This is a genomic window from Paenibacillus luteus (genome assembly GCF_006542765.1).
In the GTDB taxonomy this organism is placed as follows: Bacteria; Bacillota; Bacilli; order Paenibacillales; family Paenibacillaceae; genus Pristimantibacillus; species Pristimantibacillus luteus.
In genome coordinates, this window is record NZ_SKCD01000008.1 from 115494 (window position 1) to 141554 (window position 26061).

The following is a 26061-nucleotide window of genomic DNA, read 5'->3' on the forward strand; positions in this document are numbered from 1 at the left end:
CTAGGATGCTATTGTAATTTTTGAATGCGGTCCCATTGGCTTACGATATCCGTTACGCGAACACCGAAGTTTTCATCAATAACAACAACCTCGCCTTTGGCAATCAGTTTATTGTTAACAAGAATATCCACGGGCTCGCCAGCTAGCTTGTCCAGCTCAATAATCGAACCTTGCGACAGCTCCAAAATATCCTTAATTTGCTTTTGGGTCCTACCTAATTCTACAGTGACCTTAAGCGGTATGTCGAGAAGTAAATTGAGGTTTGTCTCATCTTGCTGTATATATGGAGCATTACCAAAATTAGCAAATTGAACTGGCTGTACGTTCACGTTGCGGTTTGCTGCATGACCATATGTATGAGGTCCAGGCGGTTGCATTGACATATCATAACCTGCGGCGGGCGTTTGATAAGGCATGGACGGTGTTTGCTGCATCGGCGGTGCCATTTGTTGTTGAGGCGGAGCAGCGTGCATCTGAGCTGCCGCAGCCGTCTCTTGCATAGCTGTCGCCTGTTGTACTTGTGGCGCAACTGCTGCTGCAGTTGGCGTAGCAACAGCCGGTGTAGGCTGTACAGAAGGCTCATCCACAACCCCCATCAGGATATCAACCATCTGTTTAGCAAATGGTATTGGCAGAAGCTGCATAATGGTAGAATCAATCAAATCGCCAATAGTCAGTCGGAATGATATCTTAATAAACATATCGACTGGCGGCAAATGCTCCATGCCATCGCCATTGTTTACATCTAGAATATCAATACCTGGCGGCGAAATATTGACGAACCGATTAAAGATCGTGGACATGGAAGTCGCTGAGGAGCCCATCATTTGATTCATCGCTTCTTGCACAGCGCTTATATGAATTTCATTCAGCTCTTCGACCGTAATATCCGTTCCTTCGCCTCCGAGCATCAAATCCGCAATAATTTGTGCATCCTTCGTTTTGATAACGAGAGAATTGATGCCTTGGAACCCATCCACATACTGCACGCTGACCGCTACATGGGGTTTAGGAAATATATCAGCAAGCTCATCTTTTCTTACAATCGTTACCTGCGGCGTCGTTATATCAACTTTTTTGCCTAGCAAAGTGGATAATGCTGTAGCCGCACTTCCGAAGGTGATATTGCCAATTTCGCCAAGTGCAGATTGTTCCATTTCGGACAAAAAGTCTGAAAGTTGTGTTCCGGCCTCGGAGGTCTGCTCCGACTCCGGTTCATTGGCGGATTGGCGAAGCAATGCATCAATTTCCTCTTGGGACAAATAGTCCTTACTCATCATGGTCTTCTTCCTCTCCTTCGCTGACAACCTCGTCTATTTGAACTGCCAGACGATCCTTGACGGAGCCTGGACTGCCAATAAACTTGAGCTTGTCTCCAACTTTAATTTTCAGACCGTCATCGACTGATTTATTAAGCGAAATAACATCCCCAACATTCAGTCCCAGAAACTCTTTAATCGTTATCGATGATTCACCCAGTTCAGCCACAATTGGAAGCTTCGCTTTATTCACCCGTTGTTCTAGAATCTCAAACTCCTCTGGTGCCCGCGCTTTTTTCTGTGAAACGAACCAGTGATGCACAGATAATCTAGACATTATCGGTTCAATGACGACATGAGGAATACAAAGATTAATCATGCCTGTCGTATCTCCAATTTTCGTGCTGAAAGAAATAAGCGCAATTGTCTCATTGGGAGATACAATTTGCATAAACTGCGGATTGGTTTCCAATGCTTCCAGCCTCGGTGAAATATCGATAATCGTCTTCCAAGCTTCTTGAAGGCTCTCGAACGTTCGGCTAAAGATACGCTCCATAATGATCGTTTCAATTTCAGTCAAGTTATTAATCTTGGAAGGAGCTATTCCCTGTCCGCCCAGCATACGATCCAACATGGCATAGGCTACGTTAGGATGAACTTCGAGCACCATGCGCCCTTCCAGCGGCTCCGCTTCAAAGATATTCAGAATAGTCATCTTTGGAATCGAACGAATAAATTCGTCATAAGGCAATTGCTCGACCTGCACGACATTTATTTGAACAAAGGTGCGTAGCTGGGCTGAGAAATAGGTTGTCAAATATCGCGCAAAATTTTCATGAATCCGGGTTAAGCTTCTAATATGATCCTTCGAAAAACGTACGGCACGCTTAAAATCATAAAGACTGACCTTCCGTACCGTTTCTTCTTTTTTCAAATCCTCTGCATCCATTTCACCGGAATCCAAGGCCGCGAGTAGCGCATCAATCTCATTTTGCGATAAAACATCAACCAAATATCTCACCTCCTTCGAGGAATGTCGGCGTAGTCAATTAAATTTCAGTAATTAAGAAGTTTGTGATTTCTACTTTGATTAATTTTCCTTTTGAAACGATTGGAGTCAACAAGTTCAGAAGCTTCGATTCCAAAGCGTCTTCCCCTTGCGAGCCATTAAGTTCTTCCGCTGTCATATCCGCAAGCGTACGGTTCAACACAGGTTTAACTTCGATATCGATTACTTTATCGAAATCTTCTTTTGCCTTCTTGCTGTCGAGTTGGAAAGCAAAGCTGATAACGACAACATATTTAGGATCTTTAAGGTTTCTTCTAAAATCCTTTAATTCGGAAGTAACTTCCACTCGCTTATCTGCTGACATCGCTTTGACCTCGATTGTCTTTGTCTCCGTCGCCTGCTCTTTTGGATCAGCGAAAAACGACTTAAACAAAATAATGGCTACAACAGCGATTAGCGTAATAGATAGCAAAATCGTAATTAACCAGGGAAGCATTTTTTTCATGATGAGGGACCCTCCGTTTGCTCACTCTTTTGGGCCGCCGCAATGAGGCCAATTGTTCTCAAATACTGTTGATTTAGCTGCAATAACTCAGCTGTCTTTTCTTTAACGACCATTTTTTTTCCAGTTGTGAGCGTTATAACAGTATCCGCAGATTCTTCAATTACTTCGATTAAAAGCGCATTAATGGTTACTTTAGTTCCATTTAAACGCGTTACGGTAATCATCAGCTACCCCCCTCACACCTAGGGGAGGCACTAAGCCTCCCGCTTGTTATGAATTACCTATCTTTTTAAGTTCACAACCTCTTGCAAAATTTCATCAGAGGTTGTTATGATGCGGGAATTCGCTTGGAAACCGCGCTGCGCAACAATCATCTCTGTAAATTCAGCAGTCAAGTCAACGTTGGACATTTCAAGCTGACCCGCAATGATAGCTCCTGTGCCCAGCTCCGGATCTCCTGCAAATGTCATGAAATCCTCAATGGACGCATCAGGATTGGCGTTAGCTGTCACACGGTACATGTTGCCTCCCAGCTTCTCAAGGCCACTTGGGTTTACTACTTTAGCAACACCAAGTTGGGCTACAGGTTCGGTACCGTCAGCCGTTACCCCCGAAATCATTCCATCTTGCCCGATAGAAAAAGCTGTGATGGCTGCATCAAGGACGATAGGCTCTCCATCCACACTTAGTACAAAGTAGCCATCGCCAGTAACAAGTTGTCTGTTCGAATCAAGTGTAAAGTTCCCAGCACGTGTGAGGAGCATTTCCGACTCTTCGCTAGCCCGTACTACAAAAAATCCGTCGCCGTCAATCCGAAGATCCGTAGGCTGGTTTGTCGTCATCGCACTGCCTGCTGTATGGATGGTATCAATCGAGCCGATCGATACCCCTAACCCAACCTGTTTGGCATTCACGCCGCCGCGTACGCCTTCTTCTGGAGCGGTAACGCCAGCAACCGTCTGACTCAAAATATCCTTAAACATCACTCGTCCTGCTTTGAAACCTACGGTATTGACGTTCGCTATGTTATTGCCTATGACGTCAAGCTTGGTCTGAAAACCACGCATACCCGATACGCCCGAATACATCGATCTTAGCATTGTTCGTTATTCCTCCTGGAATATGAATTAGTCTTAGGCTTCAAATGAATGTACACACTATCAACAACTGCTTCAGTCGATCCACAGCTCAAGGCTTCCTGATAGGTCCAGCCTTACGATAAGATAATGGCACTGTCGATTTGAGTAAACACATTGCTTCTCATTTGCCCGCCATCCATTGCAGTTACAACAGTCCGGCTAGGAACGTTCACAATCATTGCAATATCTCGAAATACGATCAAGGAGTCCTGAGCGCCTTTAGACGCTGCTTCTTCAACGGCATTAATAATTTTCGTCAAAGATTCCGGCTGTAATTTGATGCCTCTTTGCTGCATGCGTACTTCAGCATGATGACTAAACTTGAGCACTTTGGCATCAAGCATATCCTTAAACTCATTTGGTTGCGGTGAACGGCCTGCTGCCGCTTTGGCTGACTGAAGCGGTGTGGACTTAACCGGAAACAAATGACCGATTTTTACGCCATCGTTCATTAGCTCTCCGCCTCCTCCGCAGCCTCCGCTGATTCAGAAGACTCTTGATCTGGCGATGAATTACCAGCACCACCATTGGAGATCGAGCTTACATAATCCAGAGCTACTTGAGTGGCGCCTACCGTGGCGTAGAGAATACCATCTTTTGAAATAATGGAATCCACGACCCCGTTTACAGGTGTAACGTTACCTGCTTTATCGTATTCGTTCCATTCAATCGTTTTACCGATCAGGCTGGATGCGGAACCCATACTTTGACGCATCAACGATAGCTCTGTCGCCATATTCATTAATTGCTCTACTGATGTAAATTGTGCCATTTGCGCAATAAAATCCTTGTCTTGAAGCGGCTGCATAGGATCTTGATTTCGAAGCTGCGTAACAAGTATGCTTAGAAACTGATCCTTGCCAAGTGTATCTGTTTTTTTGTTGGCCGCTGCTTGTACATTAGCTGTACTATAATTCGGCCAAACGACGCGAGTCGAAACGCTGTCTGCCATTTCCGATCACCTCCATTCCTCGAGCAATTGGGTTCGCACCCTATGCTTTGACATTCAATCCTCTGCCGAATCCAAGTCCCTGAATAGATGCTTGTTCAATCATTTCCGTTTCGAACTGGGACTCGTTAGAGCCCTCTTCACCATTAAAACCTTGCCGATTGGATGCATGCTGCTGCCCACTTCCTTGGCCATTCTGCTGCTGAGAGAGCTGTGGAGAGGCTTGTCCTTGTGATACCTCTAGCTTGTCGACCATAAGGCCTTGAGCTTGCAGAGCTGAACGAAGCTGTGCCATTTGATTATCCAGCATATCCTTAGCCATTGCAGTATCGGTTTGGAAGATCGCTGTAAGCAATCCGTTTTGCATCGTAATGCGCACATCTACCTGGCCTAAATGCTCAGGAAATAGCATAAGCTTCGCTTCTGAGACACCGTTCAGCGTCGTTAGATCAAATTTCTGTACGATCATTCCCGACATCGACTTGGCAAACTCATCCGCTACAACAAAAGAGGTTGGTGCAGCTGGCGAATTCGAAGAAAGAGGTAAAAGGCCTCTTGTTGTTTCTGTCTGGCCGGCTCCTGTCTGAAGCTGAGGAATCGCTTCTACCGGTGATGCTGCTGCTTCTGTGTCAACAGTCTGCTCCAAGTTTTGAACAGCTGCCGATATCAGTACCGGATGAACGGCTTGTTGAGATAAGCGCTGCAGCAAGGTGCTGCCGTCTGTTTGTGCCGCTGCTTTTACATTAAACAGTTGTTGTGAAGCAGCTTCCGATTTCGTTGGATTCTTGCTAGTATCCACCGGTTCGCCATCCAAAATCGCTGTTAGTGCTTGAAGCTGAGATGCAACCAATACCGTCGGTTCTTGCTGCTGAATAAGCTTCGTTGTGCCTTGCTGAAGCATTGCCTGTAATTGCAGCAGCGTATCCTGCAAGCTGGACTTTACGTTAGCCGCTTGTACATTTAATGAAAGGGCTGAATCGCTTTCGTCTACTGCAGGCTCAAAGCTGGCTGGCTGCTGAATGATGGGTACCGGCATGCCCAAAAGCGCAAGCAGAGCATTCATCTGATCAAGCACGGCAGCGAGCTGATCAACCTGCTCCTGGTCTTCAACAACAGGTTCAGTTTCTTCAGGTGCTGCTTGGCCAAGCTCACCTAGCAAGCCATCGATAATTGACATCAGCTCCGACAACGTTGCGGCAGTCGAAACGGTTTCTGTTGCAACAGCTGCTTCTTTCGAAATCGTTGCAACTAAGGACTTGCCTTGGAGGCTGCCTGCTGCGCTAGCTGCATCACCATTAATTTGTTGCACCAATGTTTTTTGGAATTCAGCGCCACTAGCATTTTTGCTTGTTTGCGCTGTTGCTCCAGCTTGTACTTGTGCTTGCGGCGTGACCGCTTGCGATACTGACATTTCCATATTTTTCACCTCCCTCCCTCTTATCACAATGCCTAAGCCTTAACTGCCAGACATTAATTTTGCTACCAGCTGTGCTGTTGCCTTTTCATTTATGCTGGACATTTGTGCGAGTATTGCCGATCTCGTTTGGTTATCTACCGCATTCAGAATACGAAGAACCTTGCTTGGACTCACATCAATCATTTTAACTAACAATTCGGCTGCGCTTTTGGCATCCATTGCCGTGAAAGTGGCAGCGAGCTGCTCTTGGTCAAGTACTGAGGATGCTGGCTTTGCAACGGTCGTTTTTTGAGCGTCCAGCTTCGCCTGAAGTGCAGCAATTTGCAAATCCTTGGCTTTCACATTATCCTTCAGCATCATTGCCGCATCGGCCGCAGTCTGAGGATTCATTTTTTCCATTATCCGAACTCTGTCATCCGAGCGCATATTTGCGAATACGAGCACCATCTCTTCCAATGTCATGCTTTGCAGGATTGGAGCCGCTTTGCTTGGCGTTATTTTGGAGAACATGGTTGCAAGCTCTTGAATCTTCGCCTGATACTCCTCGTCTTCCAGCAATTCTACGTCGTTCACGCTCTTGAGTTGGGTGTTGTCACTTTGCAGTTCCTTAACCTCTTGCTCTAGTGTTGACTTAGTCTGATTTGCTGCAGCAAGCTCACTTTCAATAGAGGTCAATTGCGCCTGAAGATCAGCAATCTTTGCAGACATATTTGCCGTTTTCAGCCCTTCATCATTTAAAGCGCCGCCTGCAACCTTTGGTTCAGGTAGTACGTCTTTTAAGAAAGGAACCGAATTGCCGGCCTCTAGTATCTTATTTCGAAAGTCATTGTCGAACAGGGTATACAATACGCCGAGCAATACAATTGCAAATAAAATCGGCGTCATTAAGAACATAATTCGCTCTAATGTGCTGTATCCTTGTTTTTCATTATCGGTACCCGCCAATTCCGTTCACTCCCTCTAGCCGGTGTCACACATCACTTATGGGGTTGGTATCATGAAACGGACGCTTGCCATCTCGTCCAGCTCGTTCTGCTCTTTCAATTGCACAGCATACTGGAACCGGTCACGCGCATGATCTTTTGCTTTAAGCCACATCTTCTCATCCTTCATTCGGTCTGAGAGCTTAAGTCTGCCTTGGTCAACCGCCTTTTGTGCATGCAGCACGTCTTTCACTTTGCTTGCGATACAAGAAACCAAATAATCCAAATATTGCTGAATCACTTGAAGCTCTGACAAAGGAACGGTAGTCTGGGAAGCATTAAGCAATTTATCTTCCCAATCTCGTTGCTTACGCTGCAACTGCTCCAGCGACAGTTCCTCTTCAACCAGTACACCAATAGCGGATGAAAGCATCCACTCCGCTTGCGTCTTCTCACTAGACTTCAAATCAACAACTCTTTGAAATGAATAACGAAATGATGCCATTAACCGATTCAACTCCTGTAAAATTCGGTAATCAAACGATTTTGTGCTTCTTCAAGGCTTACCTTTTCATTGGTTTTCTGCTTAGTGAAACTCTGAATGGGCTCAATATATTCAAGTGCCCTATCAATTTCTGCATTTGAACCCCGTTGGTACGCCCCGATATTGATTAGGTCTTCCGAATCTTTATAAGTAGCCAGAAGCTTTTTCAATTCGTTTGCGGCATCCTGCTGTTCTTCCGTTACGATTTCTTTCATCACCCGGCTTACGGAAGCCAACACGTCTATCGCGGGAAAATGTCCTTTGTGAGCCAATTGGCGACTCAAAACGATATGACCATCTAGAATTCCGCGCACGGCATCAGCGATTGGTTCGTTCATATCATCGCCATCGACGAGAACAGTATAGAACGCTGTGATTGAACCGGACGGACCAGTGCCCGCTCGTTCAAGAAGCTTTGGCAGCGCGGCAAATACAGAAGGCGTATACCCTCGTGTAGCAGGCGGCTCCCCTATGGCAAGGCCTACTTCACGCAGTGCCATCGCATATCTTGTGACGGAATCCATCATCAGCATGACATTCAAACCACGATCACGGAAATATTCTGCGATTGAGGTTGCAATCAAAGCGCCCTTCATCCGAATAAGTGCCGGCTGATCCGAGGTTGCCACAATAACGACAGATCGCGCAAGGCCTTCTGGACCTAAATCCTTCTCTATGAACTCCAGCACCTCGCGTCCACGCTCGCCAATAAGGGCAATGACGTTGACATCAGCAGAGGTGTTTCTTGCAATCATGCCAAGCAATGTGCTCTTACCTACGCCTGAGCCAGCAAAAATACCTACTCGTTGACCGCGGCCAACCGTAAGTAAACCGTCAATCGCTCTTACGCCAATACCAAGCGGTTCAACTACCCGTGGCCGCATGAGCGGATTGCTAGGCTCATTGTGAGTGGAATAGTGAGGCATGCGCCTTGGCAAGAAAGAACCGTCAAGCGGATTACCTAATCCGTCTAGCACTTTACCGAGCAGTTCGGAACCTACCTGCACCGTTAATGGCTTGCCGGTTCCTACGACATCACAGCCCGGACTAATCGCATGAAGATCGCCCAATGGCATCAGAATAACTTTATTCTCACGAAATCCAACAACTTCTGCTTTAATCGGCTTTGCACCCTTGGAAGGATAGATAAAGCATACATCGCCGATACTTGCATCCGGCCCTTCCGATTCAACGGTTAGTCCGATAACCTGAGTGACTTTTCCGTTAACCCTTACAGGATCCAGCGGTTGCAAATGCTCAATGTACTTTAGCACATCTAAATTATTCACTATCATCGTAAGGACCTCGCTCTTCGCCACTGTGATGAGCAAGATGAATAAGTTCCCGTTTGATTTCAGACAACTGCGTATCGATACGAGCATCGATGCTTCCAAATGCAGAGCGTATAACACAGCCATTGTCCTTAACGGTCGAATCAGGTAAAATTTGCAATTCAGCTTGCGAATCGATGGCAAAATGAAGCTCTTCCCTAGCCGCCTGTACAAAAGCAAGCTGACCCGGTGCCACACAAAGTGTGATTACCCCTTGCTCTCTTCGTCTGGAAAGCGATTTACGAATAAGCTCAATCGCCATATCTGGTGCCAACGTTAACTGCTGCCCAATAATTTTTTCTGCAATCGCGCAGCTGAGCTCAACGAGGAAAGGCTCCGCCTCTTGAATGATTTGCTCACGCATGTCAAAAGCTGTTTTCAGAACATCCGATGCTTCCGTAAGCTTTTGATCCCAAATGCGACGCATCTCGGTTTCTGATTGGGATGATCCTTCCGAGTATCCTTGCTCGAAACCTGCTTTACGCGAAGCTTCAAAAGCGACTTCATCCTCGGTACGCTTTTCCATCCACCAAACATCGATTTGCTGCTGGGTCTCGGCCAAAATCTTCTCGCGTTCCTCGGCTGCTTCTAGCAGCTGTTCTTCCGCATACTGCTGTGCATCATTTAAAATTTGGTCACGCAGTGACACCGTTTCTTCATCAGGCCCTATCTCTGTTTCTTCTTCCTTAACATCCTCTTCGTTTGCATCAGCATTACGCTGATACATCCATTCCAGCTGCTTTAGTTGATCAAGTGTGATCACGCTCGAAGATTTGATCAAGTTAGACAATAATATCGTCTCCTCCACCACGGGCAATGATGATTTCACCAGACTCTTCTAATCTCCGAATGGTAGCTACGATGCGTGTCTGTGCCTCTTCCACATCGCGTAGTCGAACAGGACCCATGAATTCCATTTCTTCCTTGAAGGTTTCCGCCATTCGTTTCGACATGTTCCGGAATATCGCCTCACGGACCTCTTCGCTGGCCACTTTAAGCGCAAGCTGCAAGTCTGCATTTTCGATATCTCGAATAATACGCTGTATGGAGCGATTATCGATATTGACGATATCTTCGAATACAAACATCCGTTTTTTGATTTCTTCTGCAAGCTCGGGATCTTGAATTTCGAGTGCATCGAGAATCGTACGTTCGGTTCCGCGATCGACACCATTCAAAATCTGTACGATGGAATCAATGCCTCCAGCATTCGTGTAATCCTGTGTAACCGTTGCGGACAACTTCTGTTCCAGTACACGCTCCACTTGTGAAATAACCTCTGGAGAAGTACTATCCATTAGAGCAATCCGCCTTGCAACCTCTGCTTGCTTCTCTTGTGGAAGTGACGAGAGAATATGAGAAGATTGCTCGGATTGCAAATAAGATAATACCAATGCAATCGTCTGTGCATTCTCGTTTTGGATAAAGTTTAGGATTTGCGTTGGCTCTGCTTTCCTTGCAAAGTCGAACGGCCTTACCTGTAGCGTAGCAGTTAATCTATTGATGACCTCAAGTGCTTTCTGCTCTCCAAGCGCTTTTTCCAAAATATCCTTAGCGTAAGAAATACCGCCTTGCGTAATGTACTCCTGTGCCATGCAGATCTGATGAAATTCGCTTAGAATCGTTTCACGGTCGTGACTGTCCACTTTTCTCACGTTTGCAATTTCGAGCGTTAGTTGCTCGATTTCTTCATCACGCAAATGTTTAAAAATTTGTGCAGATACCTCAGGTCCAAGCGTAATAAGCAAAATCGCTGCTTTCTGTCTCCCTGATAATCCTTGCATTGCTTTTGACAATTGAATCACCTCTATTCATCCACAAGCCATGTGCGAAGAAGATTAACGAACTCATCCGGTTTGCGTTTGGCGAGTGTTTCGAGATTTTTACGGGCTTGACTATCGTTATTGACGCTTTCCAAATCAAGCGTTGGATACTCTACCATTGCTGAAGGCTGCTGGGCCATTTCGTTTTCTTCCTCAGCCGCTTTCTTACGTCTACGGGCAAGTACATAGATTAGTCCGCCAATAATCGCAAGCGCTGCAACACCGATTCCGATCAGCCATGGAGTAGACAATAGACTTGATTGATTAGCAGAATTGCTGCCTGAGAATGTTCTTGCTATCAAGGTCACTTTCTTGGCCATCAGAGTGTCATCATTCACATCTTGGCCTGAATCAGCCAATTGTGCTCTTACGATAGCTGTCAAAGACGACAAAATAGCCGTTCTGCTCGCCTCATCATTCAATTCTGCCTGTTCTATGCCGATACTAATAGAAAGGTCTTTTAATACATACGGCGCTGACACGATATTGCTGTTGACCCGAGTGACCTCGTAATTTCGAACCGTCGAGTTCGTTTCCGAACTGCTTGTACCTGTAGCCGCTGCTTCATAACCTGGAACATCCGTTTCCCCAGTTCCCGCTACGCCGCCTGCTTGGCCAGAATTACCCGTTGAAGTGCTGTTATCAATCTGTTCACTGATTACAATACCGTTGTTATTGTTGTTGTCCAGCGGTTTCACGACAGATTCCTGTGAAGTCTTCTTATCAAAATTCATGCTGCTGGATACTTGAATAACTAGATTCTCGGCTCCAACAATTGTTCCCAGAAATTGCTGAATGTCTTTTTTTAGCTCTGACTCATATTTCTTTTGGATAATAAACTGTGATTCAACCGCATCAGCGCTGCCTGCGATCCCGCTGTTAGCTTCAGAGAAGGTCAATTCCCCCTGAGGGCTGGAAATCGTGATGTCTTGGACTGCTAGATTCGGTACAGCTGTTTTCACTAAGTTATAATATCCATCTATTTCTTTTTGACTAGGTCGATAGCCACCCATAAGCTTCAACATAATTGATGCCGATGCTGCTTTCGCCTCTTCTGCTGAGAGAAAAACACTTTCTTCAGGTAGAGTTACCAACACTTTAGAACTTTCTACCCCTTGCATTGCATTTAATAGCTGCTGAATTTCACCATTCAAAGCATTCAGATATTTAACATTAAATTCGTTCTCCGTTGATCCAAAAGCATTTGAGCTGGAGCTAAAGGCTTCAAAGCCCATCGAACCATTTTGAACCATTCCTTGAGAACCTACAGCTACTTTAATGCGCGATGCCGCTGCGCTAGGCACGGATATGCTTTTTCCATTGTTGCTCAACTCGTACGGTATACCACTGCTGTCGAGATAAGTCATGATTGCCGCTGCGTCAGTCGTATCCAAGTTTTGAAAAGCAATCTCATATTCCGTTCTTGTAAACACGATTGTCAACAATATAATTGTCAACAACAGTCCAGCAATGGAAGCCCCTAACCATATTTTTTGTTTTCTGCCCATTTGGCCCCAAAATTGAGTAAGCCTTCCGCGATACTGGGCGATTCTTTCGTTCACATTGTCACCTCACCCAAATACTATGCTAGGTCATAAGTTCGATTAAATTTGCATCCGCATGATTTCTTGATAGGCCTCGACTACTTTGTTGCGGACTTGTGAGGTTAACTGTAAACTTAACTGCGATTGTTCTGAAGCAATAAGGACCTTCGTCACATCTACCTGACCTAACAGATACTTATCGTTGAGCTTATGGACGCCCTTTTCTTGCTCACCAACATTGTCGATAGCTGTTTGCAGGAATTGCCCAAATGATTGTGTTGCTTGTGCCGGAGTCGCGTCTTGTATCGATTTGGCTTCGGTCATTTTGATCGGTTGGACGGGACCGAGCGAGATCGATTGTATCATCATTATTCCTCCCTTATTTTACGAATCTTATATGTACCCTTATTTACCAATTTCAAGCGCCTTAACAAACATAGATTTTGTAGCATTCAGTGCCGTTACGTTAGCTTCGTATGAGCGAGTAGCCCCAATCATATCCACCATTTCCTTCGTAACATCTACATTTGGCATATTGACATAGCCGTTTACGTCTGCATCTGGGTGCGTTGGATTATAGATAAGCTTGTTTGGCGACTGGTCTTCTTTAATGCTTGTCACCTTTACTCCCTGTGCAGCTGAGTTGCCATTCATTTGCTGAGAGAGTACGTTGGCAAACGACGACTGCTGCAGCGGCTCCATGACAACGACTTTTCGTTTATATGGCTGAAACTGTCCATTTACATAGCTTCCACGCGTTGTTTCTGCATTGGCTATATTCGATGAAATAACATCCATTCGCAAACGCTGTGCGGATAAGGCAGATGCACTGATATCAAATCCTGTTGACAACTTCAACGTTATGCTCTCCCTTCGATCGCCGTGCGCATCATTTTTACGTCATGGTTGATTTGCTGTACATAAAGGTTATAGCTTAATTGATTTTTTGCGAGCAATGACATTTCGCGATCGATATCAACATTATTTTCATTATTGTTCATCGCGGTTGTTTCATCGGTAATAAGTTTGGGTAAAGGGATAGTAGCTGATGCCGAACCGATCGGAATGTGCTTCTGATTCGTTCGTTTCAAAGACAGCTGCCCTTGCTCATTTCCCATTGTTTGCTCCAATAATTCCTCAAACAGAACCTCAGACCGTTTGAAATGCGGCGTGTCACCGTTAGCCACATTGTTAGAAATGACGCGTTGCCGCATTTCGGCTGCCTGAAGTGCGCCTTCCATCCTCTGAAATGAAGCGCCATTCAACAAATTCACGTAGTTTCACCACTTTCACTTAGAAGATCTTCTTAACGTATTCAACAGATTACTGCTCATTCCTTCTTTGTTCGACAGTAAAAATTAAAAAAATGAGATTCAATTGTCGGTTTTTGCCGACATGATAATATTCAACAAATTCCTAAATTATTACAATAAGAAAAAAGCCCTATCTTTGAATCAAGATAGGGCAAACATGGTATAAACGTCCTATAATCACGACTTAATCTTATCCAATTCTTGCAGAAGTTGGTGATTTAATATTTTAATGTATGTGCCTTTCATCCCTAAAGATCTGGTTTCGATAACACCTGCACTCTCAAGTTTACGCAATGCGTTAACAATTACGGAGCGAGTGATGCCTACACGATCTGCAATTTTAGAGGCAACCAGTAAACCCTCTTTTCCATTCAGCTCTTCAAAAATGTGCTCAACGGCTTCAAGTTCGCTAAATGACAATGAGCCGACAGCTACGGCTACTACCGCCCTGCTGCGGACCTCCTGCTCGATCTCCTCAGTCCGTTCGCGTAAAATCTCCATCCCTACGATCGTTGAACCGTATTCCGCTAAAATAAGATCATCATCGTCAAATGCTCCGGATAAGCGGGTTAATACTAAAGTGCCCAAACGATCTCCCCCGCCAATAATCGGCACAACCGTCATGATTTCCTGATCCCCTAATCTCGGAAAAGTCTCATAAATGCCCTGGTCAGGTTTTACATTCGTCATTGACTCTTGCATATCAAGAAACCGGATGTTGCTCGTTTGCGGAAAACGAAGCTCATCAGCGGATAAACTTCTCATGAAATCATGATCGTAAGGATCTACCGCCGAACAACCAAGAATTTTGCCTTTGCGACTAACAACGAACACATTCGTTTGGATCGTTGTACAAAGTACCTCCGCCATTTCCCTGAAGCTGAGCGCCTTGCCAGCAGCCCGCTGCAGCAGCCGATTCAGCGTTCTTGTTTTTGTTAATAAACTCATTTCAATGCCTCCCAAAACTCATACCAACTACAGTATATATTGACTCAAGTCGCGATTTTGCGCAATGCTTCCCAGCTTTTCCCTTACGTATTCCGGAGTAATCGTCATCTTATCGAGAGATAGCTCTGGCGCTTCAAACGATAAATCCTCCAGCAGCTTCTCAAGTATCGTATGAAGCCTTCTAGCACCGATATTTTCAGTATTGCGGTTGACATCGGCCGCTATAGAAGCGAGTTCATGAATCGCATCATCTGAAAATTCAATCTGAATGCCTTCAGTTTCGAGAAGAGCTGCGTATTGCTTGGTCAGCGCATTTTTTGGCTCCTTCAAAATGCTGACGAAGTCCTCTAAGCTGAGGCTCGTCAATTCGACACGGATCGGGAATCTCCCTTGCAGCTCTGGAATCAAATCAGACGGCTTCGCGACATGGAAAGCACCTGCAGCTATAAACAAAACATAATCCGTTTTAACCGGACCATACTTAGTCATCACCGTTGAACCCTCAACGATAGGCAAAATATCACGCTGAACTCCTTCTCTGGATACATCAGGACCTGAGCCGCGTGAAGGACTTGCGATTTTATCAATCTCATCGATGAAAATAATGCCGGACTGCTCCGCGCGCGCGACCGATTCCGAAATCACATCGTCCATATCGATTAATTTATTTGCTTCTTCGAGTGTTAGTACTTTGCGTGCTTCTTTAACAGGAAGCTTGCGCTTCTTTGGTTTTTTGGGCATCAATTGACCAAACAATTCCTGCATATTCATACCCATGCCTTCAGGTCCTTGACCGGAGAGCATATCCATCATATTTGGAGAGGTATCCTCAACCTCGATTTCGATCACTTCATTTTCAAGCTTGCCAGCGGCCAACTGTTCTTTAATCTGGGAGCGCTTATGAGCAAGCGCATTTTCCACCTCTGGCTCATCTTTCGTTTCCTCGGATTGCTGTTGATTGCCAAAGAGCATTTCAAAAGGATTTTTTGAAGATTTCGTTTTGGCAGCGGAGGGTGCAAGCAGCGAGACGATTCGTTCATTAGCGAGCAATTCCGCTTTGTCTTTAACCTTTTCCGTTTTTTCCGTTTTCACCATTCGAATCGCGGTTTCAACAAGATCACGGACCATCGATTCAACATCTCGGCCGACATAACCGACTTCAGTAAATTTAGTCGCCTCAAGCTTCACGAATGGCGCTTTCACAAGCTTCGCCAGACGGCGAGCAATTTCCGTTTTTCCGACACCGGTAGGTCCAATCATTAAAATATTTTTCGGAACGATTTCATCGCGCAGCGTTTCATCTAACAAACTTCTGCGATAACGATTGCGAAGCGCTATAGCTACCGAACGTTTTGCAGGCTTTTGTCCAACGATATATTTATCTAACTCAGCCACGATCTGACGCGGAGTCATTGCATCATTTCCCATTATAAAATCCCTCCGATATCTATTCTTTAATATGACTTACCGAAGCTTGGTCTTATCGTTATAGTAAATGCTATTCGATCTCTTCGACGATAATGTTGTGATTGGTAAACACGCAAATTTCAGCCGCTATTTCAAGGGACGAGCGTGCTATATCTTTGGCTTCCAGCTGAGGAGCATGGCGCTGCAGCGCTCTTGCTGCAGAAAGCGCGAAGCTCCCACCCGATCCGATCGCCAAAATGCCGTCATCCGGCTCAATAATTTCACCATTTCCCGAAATGAGCAGCAAACCTGTTTTGTCCATCACAAGCATCATAGCCTCGAGCCTACGCAATACACGGTCCGAACGCCATTCCTTGGCCAGTTCCACGGCAGAGCGCTGCAAGTTGCCATGATGCTCCTCAAGCTTCGCTTCAAATTTCTCAAACAACGTGATTGCATCCGCTACCGAGCCTGCAAAACCAGCGATAACTTGCCCTCGGTAAAGCCTTCTTACTTTTTTTGCCGTATTTTTCATGACCATACTATTTCCAAAAGTGACCTGGCCGTCACCAGCAATTGCACCTTTCCCTTCGTGCCGAACAGCGCAAATCGTCGTTGCATGAAATTGCATTTCCATTGCTTTGCCTCCTAAAGGTTCCAGATTAAAATCAATTGCCATCCTATCTTTACGAAAGCCTACTGCAAATGTTCCCGTTTAAATTGCTCAATACCTTCCAGTGCACGGTTTGCAATCATTTCATTTTTTTCTTTTTTACTTTTCATCCGTTTCTCAAGGGGCGGGAACAGACCGAAATTGGCATTCATCGGTTGAAAATGCTTAAAATCAGCGGTCGTAATATAATTAGCCATGCTTCCAAGCGTCGTATGTTCAGGCAGAACCACCGGCTCCAAACCAAGGGCAAGCCGCGCCGCGTTCATTCCAGCAATCAACCCGGAAGCAGCCGATTCCACATAGCCTTCTACACCTGTCATTTGGCCTGCAAAAAACAAGGTGTCGCGGTTTTTAAGTTGATACGTCGGCTTAAGCAGACGCGGAGAATTAATAAATGTATTGCGGTGCATCACGCCGAATCTTACAAATTCTGCATTTTCCAAACCAGGGATCAATGAAAATACCCGCTTCTGTTCTCCCCATTTCAGATGAGTCTGGAAACCGACTAGATTATACAATGTGCCTGCGGCGTTATCTTGTCGAAGCTGAATAACCGCATGCGGCAGCTTGCCTGTATGTGGGTTGATAAGCCCTACTGGCTTCATCGGGCCAAACAGCACCGTTTGCTTGCCTCGGCTTGCCATAATTTCGATTGGCATGCAGCCTTCAAAATATACTTCCTTCTCAAAATCCTTTACTTCTGCTTTCTCGGCTGTCGTCAGCGCCTCATGAAAAATTTCAAATTCTTCTTCTGTCATCGGACAGTTAAGGTACGCAGCTTCTCCTTTATCATAACGGGAAGCTAGATAAACCTTGCTCATATCGATTGAATCCTTCTCAACGATAGGCGCAGCTGCATCATAAAAATAAAAATATTCCTCACCCAGCAGCTCTTGAATTTGAGAAGACAGGCCAGGGGCCGTCAAAGGGCCTGTTGCAATGACTACGATGCCGTCAGCAGGGATTTCGGTTACTTCCTCAGTTCGAACCTCAACTAACGGATGCTCATGCAGTCTTCGTGTGACTTCTCCCGAGAAACCGTCACGGTCAACGGCAAGGGCTCCTCCAGCTGGTACGGCATGCTGATCAGCACAACTTAGAATAAGAGAGTCAAGCTGGCGCATTTCTTCTTTCAGTACGCCTACCGCATTGGCAAGGCCATTTGCTCTCAAGCTGTTGCTGCAGACTAGCTCTGCGAATTGATTGGTATGATGAGCCGGCGTTTTCGTTACTGGACGCATTTCGTATAAAACTACAGGTACTCCTTGTGAGGCAATTTGCCAGGCAGCCTCGCTTCCTGCGAGTCCTGCTCCGATGACGGTTACTTTTTGTGGTTGTGACAAAATAAGTTCAATCCTTTCAGATATAGTACAGCCAGTTCATCCTCGAGGGCTTCATCTTAGCCTTCAAAGCTATTTTCTAAACCAGTTGAATTATCAATGTTTTTTGAATTATCTAATTTCTAAAGAGGTTTTACTATAATTTTATATTTTATTTTTGAATTCTATAAAAATCAAAACTGCCTGTGAACGGATATCGTATGAAACGTCATATGCACTTAATCAGCCAAATATAATTCATCCTAATTGAATGACAGTTTAAAGGGTTAATAGCCCGTTTAACAACGGTGTCCTCCCTGGGTAGAGGGAGGACGGGTGATAATGTTGTCATTTGATTCATTCATTAGTCTGCTCGCAACAGCGGTGATAATCTATTGGAGCAGAATAGCATCTTAATCCGTATCGGTGCCTTGTTCGTCTTCATCCAGAACCTCTTCGGAGTAGTCACAGGTTTGGCAAATCAGTTTGGCACCGCTGCGGTTGCGTTTTTCGACGAGCTTGGAATCGCAATTCGGACACGGCTTGTTAGTCGGTTTGTCCCATGAGACATAATCACAGCCCGGATATTGATCACAGCCGTAGAAGATGCGTCCCTTCTTACTACGCCGCTCGATGATTTTGCCCTCTGCACATTTTGGACAGGTTACACCTATATCCTTGACGATTGGCTTCGTATTACGGCATTCTGGAAAGCCTGAGCATGCAAGGAATTTACCGAAGCGGCCCATCTTATACACCAGATGACGACCGCATTTCTCGCATATCTCGTCAGATACCTCATCTTGGATTTCGATTTCCTTCATTTCATCTTCAGCAACCTCTAGCCGCTTCTCGAAGGATTCATAAAAATTCGCAAGAACCTTAACCCAATCTTCTGTGCCTTCTTCTACATGGTCGAGATTGCCTTCCATATTAGCGGTAAATTCCGCATCAAGAATTTCAGGGAAAAATTCCTCCATGAGTTGAATAACTAAGTCGCCAAGCTCCGTCGGCATGAATTTTTTCTCTTCCATGGCGATATAGCCGCGTTTCTGGATGGTCTCCAGTGTTGGCGCATACGTGCTTGGACGTCCTATCCCAAGCTCTTCAAGCGTCTTGACGAGCCTTGCTTCCGTGAACCTTGGTGGGGGCTGTGTGAAATGCTGCTTCGGATCAACCGTTTCCGATTCAATCACATCTCCAGAAGCAAGTGGCGGCAAGAACTTATGCTCTTCTACGGTTCCATCATCATTGCCTTCTACGTATACCTTCATAAAACCGGCAAATTTAACTTTGGAGCCCGTTGCCCTAAAGACGGTATCTCCGGCTTGCAAATCCACTGTCATGGTATCAAGCACGGCAGACTGCATTTGGCTCGATACAAAACGTTCCCATATCAGCTTGTATAACCTTAGCTGATCACGGCTTACAAACGGTTTCATCGATTCAGGATCCCGCAATATCGAAGTTGGGCGGATCGCCTCATGCGCATCCTGTGCATTACTGTTTTTCTTCGTATACACGCGAGGCTGCTCTGGAACAAAAGATGCACCATATTTTTCGGTAATGTATTCTTTTGCTTCTTCCTGGGCAATCGGTGAAATCCGAGTAGAGTCAGTTCTCATATAGGTAATTAAACCAACCGTGCCTTCTTTGCCAAGCTCAACGCCTTCATAAAGTTGCTGTGCCACGGACATCGTCTTAGAAGCACGGAAACCAAGCTTCCTAGCCGCCTCTTGTTGAAGGGAGCTTGTGATGAACGGCGGCGCAGGATTGCGCAGACGCTCCTTCTCCCTCACCTCAGAGACTGTGAACTGACTGCCCTTCATTGCAGCGAGAACTTCCTCTACGTCCGCTTCCTTGCCAAGCTCTCGCTTATCACCATTAACAGAATAATATTTGGCATCAAACGGAATGCCCGAATGGCTCAGCTTCGCTGTTATGGACCAATATTCTTCCGGAACGAAAGCATCGATTTCATTTTCGCGATCAATGATCAGCTTGACTGCAACCGATTGCACCCTGCCTGCGGACAATCCCTTTTTGACTTTCTTCCATAAAAGCGGACTGATCTTGTATCCAACCAACCGATCCAATATGCGTCTTGCCTGCTGCGCATTCACTAAATCCATATTAATTTTGCGTGGTGTCTTAAAAGCATCTTTAACAGCTTGCTTCGTTATTTCATTAAATACAACGCGGCAAGTGTCTGTCTCATCCAGCTCCAGGTAATGGGCCAAATGCCAAGCAATTGCTTCTCCTTCGCGATCCGGATCGGCCGCCAGAAAGACATGTTTCACTTTTTTGCTGGCATCCTTTAATTCCTTGAGGACGCTGCCTTTACCGCGTATCGTTATATACTTTGGATTAAAATCATTTTCAACCTCGACGCCGATCTGGCTTTTGGGCAAATCGCGAATATGTCCCATGGAAGCTTTAACGATATATTTGCTGCCTAGATATTTTCCAATCGTCTTGGCTTTTGCGGGTGATTCGACGATAACTAAAGAATCTGCCATGTAAGGCGCCTCCTCTCTCCATTGCAAGCTATAAAGCAATATATATTGAGCCGTGCTGCAATTCTATTTTGCGTTTTATACATAAATTTAGCAGAAGTGCGTTCAAATGTCCAAACGGGATGGCTGAGAGCTCATGCAGTTCATTAATAGATAAGGGTTGATCCCGCAAAAAAGCGATCAGTTTCCGCTCTTCTGGCAGCAGCTGCTCCTCTCCATGTTCCTGCTTTGCACCGCCTGTCATTCCTGCTTCTTTGTAAGCTTTTAATGCCGCTGGCAGCCAATGAAGCTCGTCTATGATATCCTTCACGCCATAGATCAGCTTCGCTTCGCCGCGCTTAATCAGCTCGTTTGGCCCCTCGCTCTTCGGCGATGTGATAGGCCCCGGTATTGCGAACAGCTCACGTGACATATCCGACGCATGCTGCGCTGTGATAAGAGAGCCGCTCTTCGTCGCTCCTTCCACAACAACAGTCCCAACCGACAAAGCTGCGATAATTCGATTGCGCTGGGGAAACTGTCCTGGATGAAGCTGAGTGCCAATCGGCGTCTCAGAAACCAGCAGGCCTTGCTCCGCAATACTTTGAAATAAAGATAGATTCTCAGGTGGATAACACTTATCAATAGGTGTGGGAAGAACCGCTATCGTTGAACCCGCACCACTCAATGCCGCTTCATGGGCTTTACTGTCCACGCCGCGTGCTAATCCGCTGACCACTGTCAGGCCTGCCGCAGACAATTCCTGTGCCAATGTCGTTGCTGAATGCCTACCATATGCCGTCGGCACTCTTGTACCAACTACAGCGATGGCGGGCCGCTTCAGCAGCTCAAGGCGTCCCTTGGCATACAACACCCAGGGAGGCTGTGCGATTTCCCTTAAAATGTTGGGATATTCGGAATCAAATGGTGTTAACGCAACCGCATTCGCTCTAGCAACAGCTTCAGACGGGTCTTTTATCAACATCCAGGATTGCTCCGCGTAACGCTCTGCTGCCGCTTTCGCTTGGCCTCGGTGCAAGCCTATCGCAAGTAAATCTTCGATACTCCATAATGGTTTATTCCAAATTTGATGTTTGACAGCCTTCTGGATGGCATGCCATCCTATGCCGGGAATTTCATGTAAAGCAATGATCATCTGCTTGTAAATAACCTTGTTTTGTTCCATCCTCGTCCAACCCTTTCTATGATCGGGTTGGCCTGCATTCTTATCTATTGTGCGTTACACAGCATAAGATTGCAAGTCAACCGATAAAATAATGGCAGTAGGCAAATAAAAAAGCAACCTTCCAACTCCCGTGATCGGGTCGTTGAAAGGTTGCTTACCTTACATGTATCTATTTGATTATTTGCGCGTAATGCATTTTTCAAGCAGGCCTTGCTCTTCTAGAACACTAACAAGCGTTGAACCCATTTCCGATGGCGTTGGAGCAACTTTAATGCCGCAAGCTTCAAGCGTTGCAATTTTCTCGGCAGCTGTTCCTTTACCCCCAGAAATGATTGCGCCTGCATGTCCCATCCGTTTGCCTGGAGGCGCTGTTGCGCCGCCAATGAAGCCAACAACTGGCTTTTTCATGTTCGCTTTAATCCACTCAGCCGCTTCTTCCTCAGCCGTACCGCCGATTTCACCGATCATGATTACCGCATAGGTATCCGGATCTTCGTTGAAAAGATTCAGGATATCAATGAACTCGGAACCTTTAACCGGGTCGCCGCCGATGCCTACTGCAGAAGATTGACCGATGCCGCGAGTCGTCAATTGATGAACCGCTTCATATGTCAGAGTTCCGGAGCGGGAGATAACGCCTACATGGCCAGCGGTATGAATGTAACCCGGCATGATACCGATTTTGCACTCATCCGGCGTGATAACGCCTGGGCAGTTGGGTCCGATTAGAATGGTTTTGCTGCCGTCCATGTAACGTTTAACTTTAACCATATCGAGCACTGGAATACCTTCTGTGATACAGATAACCAGATCAAGCTCAGCGTCAACGGCTTCCATGATCGCATCTGCAGCAAATGCAGGTGGAACATAGATAACCGAAGCATTAGCGCCAGTAGCCGCTTTCGCTTGTGCTACTGTATTGAATACAGGCAATGATACGAGCGTGCCGTTATCAAGTGTAATGTCAACGTTAGTGCCGCCCTTGCCAGGTGTTACGCCGCCTACCATTTGCGTACCGTATTCCAGTCCGCCTTTCGTATGGAACAAGCCAGTAGCGCCTGTAATGCCTTGGGTAATAACTTTTGTATCTTTATTGACCAAAATGCTCACTCTTAACTCACATCCCCTGAATGAATTCGTATGCGGCATGCAGCCACACAGCAAGTTATCTTATTTCACGAGAGCGACAATCTTCTGCGCGCCGTCCGCCATGGAATCCGCAGCCACGATGTTCAATCCCGATTCTTTCAAAATAGTTTTGCCGAGGTCTACGTTAGTACCTTCTAGACGAACAACAAGCGGACGGTCAAGACCGACTTGCTTCGCTGCTTCGACAACGCCATTTGCAATTACGTCACAACGCATAATGCCGCCGAAAATGTTAACGAAAATACCTTTAACTTTTTCATCAGACAAAATGATTTTGAACGCTTCTGTTACCTTCTCAGCTGTAGCACCGCCCCCTACGTCTAGGAAGTTGGCAGGGTCGCCGCCGTAATATTTGATAATATCCATTGTTGCCATAGCGAGGCCAGCACCGTTAACGAGGCAACCGATGTTGCCGTCAAGGGCGATGTAGCTAAGGTCGAATTTGGACGCTTCAATTTCTTTCGCGTCTTCCTCTTCCAGGTCGCGCAGCTCAACGATATCTTTGTGACGGTATAGAGCATTGGAATCAAAGTTAAGCTTCGCATCAAGTGCGATAACTTGTCCGTCGCCAGTGACGACAAGCGGATTGATTTCTGCAATAGAAGCGTCTTTCTCAACGAAAGCCGTGTAAAGCGAAATCATAAACTTAACAGTCTTGTTAACAAGCTCGTTAGGAATATTGATCGCATAAGCGAGTTTGCGAGCTTGGAAAGCTTGCAAGCCAACAGCTGGATCAACGATTTCTTTGAAAATTTTCTCCGGGGAGTGCTCGGCTACTTCTTCGATCTCTGTGCCACCCTCTTCCGAAGCCATTATAACGACGCGACCCGTACCGCGGTCTAATACAACGCCGATATAATATTCTTTCTTGATGTCGCAACCTTGCTCGATTAGAAGGCGTTTTACTTCCTTGCCTTCTGGACCCGTTTGATGGGTAACAAGCACTTTGCCTAAAATCTCGCTAGCGTATGCACGCACTTCGTCGATGCTTTTTGCTACTTTAACGCCGCCCGCTTTACCACGGCCACCTGCGTGAATTTGCGCCTTCACGACAACTACCGGTGTTCCGAGCGCTTTAGCCGCTTCAACAGCTTCGTCTACGGAGAAGGCTACTTTACCTTCTGGTACGACGACACCATACTGTTTCAGGACCGCTTTCCCTTGATACTCATGGATATTCATTGTTGAAATCCTCCATTTCACAGACTGAAATCAGTCATATGTACACAAACCTCTATTATTGTAGCACCTTTCGACATCCGTTACCTTATTTTCATACATAATTAATACGGCTTTTTTGATATGGGTTTCATCTCGAATTGAGATCAAAGCAAAAAAGCAGGAAAACACCTTCTATTTATCCTGTTCAGAACCACGCCATCTAGTATGCCCAAAGTCCTTTTCTATACCCTGTATATTTTCACGTTGACAAAGTGAAGAAGTCTCACTTATGATATTGGCAAAATGATACAAACGAGCGGAATTGTAAGGAAGCACCTTCATTCACAAACCATGGGGGTGCTTTTTGTCATGTTTAGTTTGATTCACAGCGCAAGTGTCTATGGCGTAGACGGCAAAGGAATTTCCGTAGAGGTTGATATTTCGAGCGGCCTTCCCCAAGTGAGCATTGTTGGACTGCCAGATCCTGCTGTTCGAGAATCGGTGGAGCGGGTTCGTGCTGCCCTGAAAAACAGCGGTTTTACGTTCCCAATGGACCGAATTACCGTAAATCTCGCGCCCGCTGATCTACGAAAGGAGGGCACATCCTTTGACCTTGCCATCGCTGCTGGCATACTGACAGCTAGCGACCAAATTCATCCGCTCCATTTTGAGAACACGCTTCTTCTCGGGGAACTATCATTAAATGGAAATGTGCGCCCTGTTCCCGGCGTTCTCGCGATGCTTGAGCAAGCCAAAAAACAAGGATTTACACGTGTTTTGCTACCTGCTGATAACGTAAAGGAAGCCGTATGGATATCCGAAATGGAGCTATTTACGTTAAATCATCTTAACGAACTGGACTTGCACAAGAGAAAGCAAACAGGCTGGGATCATATCCGGGTTGACCGAAGAACTGTTTCTAGTTCCACGCATTTAAAAAGCAGCTTATCCGTCGACAATGATGACGAAATCGGCGACTACGGAGACGTCATCGGTCAGCACCAAGCCAAACGGGCCATGCTAATCGCCGCTGCCGGTAATCATAATATTTTGTTAAGTGGTCCCCCGGGCACAGGCAAGACGATGATGATTCGCCGGCTTCCCGGGATATTGCCCCCATTAAACGAACAAGAGGCACTTGAAGTAACCAAAATTTACAGCATTGCTGGAAAGCTTCTAAGCCACTCACAAGGTCTCATGACTAGGCCACCCTTCCGGGCTCCTCATCATACCATCTCAACCGGTGGATTGATTGGAGGAGGCTCTATTCCTAAGCCAGGAGAAGTCACGCTTTCCCATCGCGGACTGCTTTTCCTTGATGAACTTCCCGAATTCCCACGACAAGTGCTTGAGGTCCTCCGCCAGCCGCTCGAAGATCGGATCGTTACAATTTCCCGCTCGAAGGCAGTTTTCCAGTTTCCAGCTAACATCATGCTGGCAGCTTCTTTCAATCCCTGCCCCTGCGGCTATTACGGCCATGAATATGGTGACAAGCGCTGTACTTGCAGTGCGGCGAGCATTAGCCGATATCGCTCAAAAATATCCGGGCCGCTGCTGGACCGCATCGATCTTCAGCTGGAGGTGCCTCGTCCAATTTCATTGGAGCAACCAACAAACGGCATCTCACTTAATTCAGCCCAAATGAGAAAGCTGGTACTCGAAGCTAGAGTTTTTCAGCAGGCGCGTCATGCGAAGCACGGTCTCTCTATGCTCAGGTCTCTAACAGGTGCTGCTCTGCGCCACTCTGTAAATTTGACGCCTGCTGGAGCAGAACTGCTCAATAATGCTTTTGAAGCTCTTGGAATCAGTATGCGTGCTTATGACCGAATGCTTAAGCTTGCGCGAACGATTGCCGATCTGGAGGCAAGTGAGTATGTGGAAGCCGCCCATATCGCTGAAGCGATTCAATATCGCGGTATCAATGCCCAAATGATATGACTAAAGGCTTTCTTTGCAGGTACTTCACC

At 46.0% G+C, this 26061-nt stretch carries 26 protein-coding genes; 1 reads left to right on the forward strand and 25 read right to left on the reverse strand.

Going from position 1 to position 26061, the window contains the following annotated elements:
• Positions 1–8: 8 nt before the first annotated feature.
• From fliY to sucC, 25 genes are all read right to left on the reverse strand, one after another.
• A complete protein-coding gene (fliY, locus tag E0496_RS06225; protein ID WP_141500768.1) occupies positions 9–1280 on the reverse strand; it encodes a flagellar motor switch phosphatase FliY in 1272 nt (423 codons plus the stop codon).
• Positions 1270–2271: a flagellar motor switch protein FliM gene (gene fliM / locus E0496_RS06230; protein WP_141500769.1), complete on the reverse strand. Its 1002-nt coding sequence runs from the start codon at positions 2269–2271 to the stop codon at positions 1270–1272. The genes fliY and fliM overlap by 11 nt, the downstream gene beginning before the upstream one ends.
• Positions 2272–2308: 37 nt before the next feature.
• Entirely contained in the window at positions 2309–2773 is a 465-nt protein-coding gene (locus tag E0496_RS06235) for a flagellar basal body-associated FliL family protein (RefSeq protein ID WP_141500770.1), read from the reverse strand.
• Positions 2770–2997, reverse strand: coding sequence for a flagellar FlbD family protein (locus tag E0496_RS06240; protein WP_141500771.1), 228 nt, complete (start codon positions 2995–2997; stop codon positions 2770–2772). Before E0496_RS06240 ends, E0496_RS06235 begins: the two co-directional genes overlap by 4 nt.
• Positions 2998–3054: 57 nt before the next feature.
• Entirely contained in the window at positions 3055–3873 is an 819-nt protein-coding gene (gene flgG, locus E0496_RS06245) for a flagellar basal body rod protein FlgG (protein WP_141500772.1), read from the reverse strand.
• Positions 3874–3986: 113 nt separating this feature from the next.
• Positions 3987–4364: a TIGR02530 family flagellar biosynthesis protein gene (locus tag E0496_RS06250; protein ID WP_141500773.1), complete on the reverse strand. Its 378-nt coding sequence runs from the start codon at positions 4362–4364 to the stop codon at positions 3987–3989.
• Positions 4364–4864, reverse strand: coding sequence for a flagellar hook capping FlgD N-terminal domain-containing protein (locus E0496_RS06255; RefSeq protein ID WP_141500774.1), 501 nt, complete (start codon positions 4862–4864; stop codon positions 4364–4366). Before E0496_RS06255 ends, E0496_RS06250 begins: the two co-directional genes overlap by 1 nt.
• 40 nt (positions 4865–4904) lie before the next feature.
• Complete coding sequence (locus tag E0496_RS06260) at positions 4905–6278, reverse strand: flagellar hook-length control protein FliK (RefSeq protein ID WP_141500775.1); 1374 nt, start codon at positions 6276–6278, stop codon at positions 4905–4907.
• Positions 6279–6317: 39 nt separating this feature from the next.
• Positions 6318–7223, reverse strand: a complete 906-nt coding sequence (locus E0496_RS06265; RefSeq protein WP_141500776.1) for a MotE family protein — start codon at positions 7221–7223, stop codon at positions 6318–6320.
• Between the two features lie 36 nt (positions 7224–7259).
• On the reverse strand, positions 7260–7706 hold the full coding sequence (gene fliJ, locus E0496_RS06270) for a flagellar export protein FliJ (protein ID WP_141500777.1): 447 nt from the start codon (positions 7704–7706) through the stop codon (positions 7260–7262).
• 8 nt (positions 7707–7714) lie between these two features.
• Positions 7715–9040, reverse strand: coding sequence for a flagellar protein export ATPase FliI (gene fliI / locus E0496_RS06275; protein ID WP_141500778.1), 1326 nt, complete (start codon positions 9038–9040; stop codon positions 7715–7717).
• The gene (locus tag E0496_RS06280; RefSeq protein ID WP_141500779.1) at positions 9027–9866 is read right to left on the reverse strand and encodes a FliH/SctL family protein; all 840 of its coding nucleotides are present in this window, start codon (positions 9864–9866) and stop codon (positions 9027–9029) included. The genes fliI and E0496_RS06280 overlap by 14 nt, the downstream gene beginning before the upstream one ends.
• Entirely contained in the window at positions 9859–10860 is a 1002-nt protein-coding gene (gene fliG, locus E0496_RS06285; protein WP_421923342.1) for a flagellar motor switch protein FliG, read from the reverse strand. The genes E0496_RS06280 and fliG overlap by 8 nt, the downstream gene beginning before the upstream one ends.
• Positions 10861–10883: 23 nt before the next feature.
• On the reverse strand, positions 10884–12461 hold the full coding sequence (gene fliF, locus E0496_RS06290; protein WP_141500781.1) for a flagellar basal-body MS-ring/collar protein FliF: 1578 nt from the start codon (positions 12459–12461) through the stop codon (positions 10884–10886).
• Between the two features lie 42 nt (positions 12462–12503).
• The gene (gene fliE, locus E0496_RS06295) at positions 12504–12809 is read right to left on the reverse strand and encodes a flagellar hook-basal body complex protein FliE (RefSeq protein ID WP_141500824.1); all 306 of its coding nucleotides are present in this window, start codon (positions 12807–12809) and stop codon (positions 12504–12506) included.
• A gap of 39 nt (positions 12810–12848) precedes the next feature.
• Positions 12849–13301 (reverse strand): flagellar basal body rod protein FlgC, encoded by a 453-nt coding sequence (gene flgC / locus E0496_RS06300; RefSeq protein ID WP_141500782.1) that lies wholly within the window; start codon positions 13299–13301, stop codon positions 12849–12851.
• A gap of 2 nt (positions 13302–13303) precedes the next feature.
• Positions 13304–13717: a flagellar basal body rod protein FlgB gene (gene flgB, locus E0496_RS06305; RefSeq protein WP_141500783.1), complete on the reverse strand. Its 414-nt coding sequence runs from the start codon at positions 13715–13717 to the stop codon at positions 13304–13306.
• A gap of 216 nt (positions 13718–13933) precedes the next feature.
• The gene (gene codY / locus E0496_RS06310; protein ID WP_141500784.1) at positions 13934–14704 is read right to left on the reverse strand and encodes a GTP-sensing pleiotropic transcriptional regulator CodY; all 771 of its coding nucleotides are present in this window, start codon (positions 14702–14704) and stop codon (positions 13934–13936) included.
• A 27-nt stretch (positions 14705–14731) separates the two neighbouring features.
• Positions 14732–16132 (reverse strand): ATP-dependent protease ATPase subunit HslU, encoded by a 1401-nt coding sequence (hslU, locus tag E0496_RS06315; protein ID WP_141500785.1) that lies wholly within the window; start codon positions 16130–16132, stop codon positions 14732–14734.
• A gap of 70 nt (positions 16133–16202) precedes the next feature.
• The gene (gene hslV, locus E0496_RS06320; protein ID WP_141500786.1) at positions 16203–16748 is read right to left on the reverse strand and encodes an ATP-dependent protease subunit HslV; all 546 of its coding nucleotides are present in this window, start codon (positions 16746–16748) and stop codon (positions 16203–16205) included.
• A gap of 59 nt (positions 16749–16807) precedes the next feature.
• Positions 16808–18127 carry an FADH(2)-oxidizing methylenetetrahydrofolate--tRNA-(uracil(54)-C(5))-methyltransferase TrmFO gene (gene trmFO, locus E0496_RS06325; protein ID WP_141500787.1) on the reverse strand — a complete coding sequence of 440 codons (1320 nt, stop codon included), beginning with the start codon at positions 18125–18127 and terminating at the stop codon, positions 16808–16810.
• Positions 18128–18516: 389 nt separating this feature from the next.
• Positions 18517–20622 (reverse strand): type I DNA topoisomerase, encoded by a 2106-nt coding sequence (gene topA / locus E0496_RS06330; RefSeq protein WP_141500788.1) that lies wholly within the window; start codon positions 20620–20622, stop codon positions 18517–18519.
• A gap of 28 nt (positions 20623–20650) precedes the next feature.
• Entirely contained in the window at positions 20651–21784 is a 1134-nt protein-coding gene (gene dprA, locus E0496_RS06335; protein WP_141500789.1) for a DNA-processing protein DprA, read from the reverse strand.
• Positions 21785–21961: 177 nt separating this feature from the next.
• Positions 21962–22894, reverse strand: coding sequence for a succinate--CoA ligase subunit alpha (gene sucD / locus E0496_RS06340; RefSeq protein ID WP_141500790.1), 933 nt, complete (start codon positions 22892–22894; stop codon positions 21962–21964).
• Between the two features lie 60 nt (positions 22895–22954).
• The gene (gene sucC / locus E0496_RS06345; protein ID WP_141500791.1) at positions 22955–24115 is read right to left on the reverse strand and encodes an ADP-forming succinate--CoA ligase subunit beta; all 1161 of its coding nucleotides are present in this window, start codon (positions 24113–24115) and stop codon (positions 22955–22957) included.
• A 348-nt stretch (positions 24116–24463) separates the two neighbouring features.
• Between sucC and E0496_RS06350 the strand changes: the two genes are divergently transcribed.
• A complete protein-coding gene (locus E0496_RS06350) occupies positions 24464–26032 on the forward strand; it encodes a YifB family Mg chelatase-like AAA ATPase (protein ID WP_141500792.1) in 1569 nt (522 codons plus the stop codon).
• Positions 26033–26061: the final 29 nt, after the last annotated feature.